A 2,608-nucleotide genomic window follows, 5' to 3' on the forward strand; every position below is an offset into this window, starting at 1 on the left:
CTAAACCTGATACCTAGGCTCAACATTTACAGGAAGGATCTAATCCCCTTGGATATTGCTGGTGAAGTTGCCAAACATCCAAAAATCCCTGTAAACGCCGTCCTGATAAGCCACGCCCACCTTGATCATGTTGGAAACATTGCACTGCTGGACGAGAACATTCCAATCGTTGGCTCTCTCATGACAGTTGTGATTCTCAAGGCCCTTAGGGATACCTCGAAGGGAAGTCACATGGGGATGGAGCTTCCATATTACACTCCCAAAAAACCAAGCGAAGCGAACCCATACGTTCTAGAGAAGGACAAGAAGATCAAACATTACCCAAGTAGGGACATGATTCTTACGGAAGAACTTTCCGAGGAGGCCTTAAACTTCCTAAACTGGCGGGCGAACGTTGAACTAGCCACAAAAGGCAACGTGAAGCGAATTCAGCTAGGAGAGATCAAGCATCTCCAAAAAAGCGAACTAGGCTTTGAAGTTCGTGCTTATTCGGTGGATCACTCCATTTATGGCGCCGCAGCATACATTGTTGAAGGCAACACGGCACTCGCCTACACGGGCGACTTCAGACTCCACGGTAAGAACGGAGAAGAAAGCAAAAAGTTCGTAAAAGCCGCAAAGAGTGCGAGCGTTCTAATCACTGAAGGCACGCGAGCAGGAAGAGGGCATGACGAAAACGTCTCGGAAAAGGAAGTTTACGAGAACGCTAAAGCGATTGTAGAAGAGGCAAGAGGCCTCGTGATAGCCGACTTCTCGGCGAGGAACTTCGAGAGGCTGGAGAGCTTCAAGAGGATCGCCGAGGAGACGGGGCGGGAACTTGTCGTCACGACAAAGGATGCGTACTTTCTCCATGCCATTGGGCTTGTGGATGGGGAAGACCATCTCTCCGGGCTGAAAGTGTACATGAACTCGAAGGCAAAGCCAGAGAAGTGGGAGGAGTGGATCTTTCTAACTTATCCTGGCATTGGAATATCTCCCGAGGAGATCAGCAGGAATGAGGAGAACTACATCCTGTGTTTCTCGTTTTACGACATGCCGCACCTTCTCGACGTGATGCCTGATGGAGGAGTTTACATTTACTCCTCCAGCGAGGCCTTTACGGAAGAGCAGACCTTCAGCTTCCTTCGCCTGTGGAACTGGCTCCAGTACTTTGGCTTCGAAGTTCACGGCTTTAAGGTTGACTCTGAAGGAAGGCCTACCTTTGAGAAGGGTCTCCACGCCTCAGGACACATCTCAAAGGAGGAGCTGGAGAAGATAATTGACGAGATCGATCCAGACTACATCATTCCAGTCCACACGGAAAGCCCGGAGTGGTTTAAGGTGAGATGGGATGAAAAAGTTGTCGTAGTGAAGGATGGAGATAACTGGGAGGTGTGATAATGCCAATTCCCGAAAACATTTCCCGTGAACACGTACTGAAGGCTCTCAAAGAAATTGACATAAATGGCGTACCCAAGAAGCATGACGCGCGCAATACTTTTTTGATTTATGCTGGAAAGAGATACCCTCCAAAATACGTGATCTCACTAACCAACAAATACGCCAATGGTGAGTTCCTAACAGGGTTTACAACCAACGAGGCTGTGGGATATTTGAAAAAGCTCGGATTCAAAATAGAGAAAATAACTCTTAGAAAATATCCTCCCGGTGAATTCGACAGAAGGATGTATCCAATCTTCAAGGAGTTTTTCATGCTCTTAGAAAAAAGGCTCACCGCTGTAATTGAGGGACGTTCGGAATTAAACGCCATTTGGCAGGAGAGTGAAGACACTATCAGATACATGATGTTTTATGCATTGACAACTGTTGGGAAAATAAAACCTCTTGATGTTTACCTCGAGTACCCTCATCCAGAGGTTCCAAATAGGAACTATGCAAAGCTTGACACGTTTGTTGCACCGGCACCGAATAAGAACAGGCCAGCCATAGCATTCGAAATGAAGTTCCATAAAAAAATCAATGACAACTATGTGCCCCTGCCCAATAATGCAGGAGCGGTGTTTGCCGACATTCTCAAGCTGGCCCTCTTCAGAAAACAGCAGAAGAATATCAAAAGGTACATGCTCTATGTTGCCGATGAGAACATGATCAGGTACCTTACGAAACCCGGAAATGGATACGAGCCATTCCTCAGCTTGGAAGAGAACACTGGTTTCAAAATTGCTCGGGAATATCTAACTGAGAAGCCAAGGACTTTCATTAACCAATTGAAGAAGATACACCGGCAAAAGAAAAGTTCCCAGAGCCTATTATCGTGTGCAGGTTCAAGAGGGACATCAAACTGGCAGATAAGGATATCGCACTGAGAATCTACGAGGTAATCCCGGAGGAATGAACATGTGTGAGCTTTTCGGTGTGAACGCAAACAAAGAGGTAAACGTTAACTTTACATGGCGGGGCTTCTTGAGAAAAGGGGAGCGCAACCCGCATGGGTGGGGCGTTGGCTGGTATTTAACAGCAGATGGAAAGAGGGCGGCTTCACTGATAAAACAGCCAATTCCAGCACCTGAAAGCGCGATAGCTTTAACGCTCCCAAAACTCGATGTGAGAAGCCAGATAATCATAAGCCACGTTAGGTTTGCCACCAGCGAAGTAGGGTACCTAAACA

At 47.0% G+C, this 2,608-nt stretch carries 3 protein-coding genes; all 3 read left to right on the plus strand.

What is annotated here, in order from left to right:
- On the plus strand, nucleotides 1-1,377 hold a 1,377-nt coding region (locus tag THEPK_RS11655; RefSeq protein WP_042702157.1), incomplete at its 5' end, for a ribonuclease J.
- 2 nt (nucleotides 1,378-1,379) lie between these two features.
- Entirely contained in the window at nucleotides 1,380-2,306 is a 927-nt protein-coding gene (locus THEPK_RS11660; protein ID WP_052315963.1) for a hypothetical protein, read from the plus strand.
- A gap of 31 nt (nucleotides 2,307-2,337) precedes the next feature.
- A partial coding sequence (locus THEPK_RS11665) for a class II glutamine amidotransferase (protein WP_042702159.1) occupies nucleotides 2,338-2,608 on the plus strand: 271 nt, incomplete at its 3' end.

This window comes from Thermococcus sp. PK, from assembly GCF_000430485.1.
Taxonomy (GTDB): Archaea; Methanobacteriota_B; Thermococci; order Thermococcales; family Thermococcaceae; genus Thermococcus_A; species Thermococcus_A bergensis.